Raw genomic sequence first — 390 nt, 5'->3', positions numbered from 1 at the left:
CTTCTGGGCCGCCTCCTTGGCGGCCTTGGCCTCCGCGAGCTTCTGGGTGGCTTCGGCCTTCGCGGCTGCCTTGGCCTCGGCCTTGGCTTCCAGGGCCTTCGCCTCGGCCTTGGCCTTCGCCTCAGCCTTCGGGTCGGCCTTCTTCTCGTCCGCCTTGGCGACCTGGCCGGGGTGAACGTGATGCTTCTTGTCGGCGTCCTTCAGGGACGCTTCCTTGCGGGCCTTGTCCTCGGCGACCTTGCGGGCTGCCGTGTCCCGAGCCAGCGCGTCCTTGCGGTCCGCCTCCTTCTCGGCGGCGGCGCGCCTGGACGCCTCTTCACGCTTGGAAACCTCCTCGCGCTTGGCGGCCTCCTTGGCCTCCTCGCGCTTCGAGGCGACCTTGGCTTCGAC

At 69.7% G+C, this 390-nt stretch carries 1 pseudogene; it reads right to left on the bottom strand.

What is annotated here, in order from left to right:
• A pseudogene (locus tag F8M74_RS37400) lies at positions 1-390 on the bottom strand (hypothetical protein); the annotation flags it as partial.

The sequence above is a fragment of the Myxococcus sp. CA023 genome, from assembly GCF_010998615.1.
In the GTDB taxonomy this organism is placed as follows: domain Bacteria; phylum Myxococcota; class Myxococcia; order Myxococcales; family Myxococcaceae; genus Myxococcus.
This window is presented reverse-complemented; position numbering and strand designations above follow the sequence as displayed.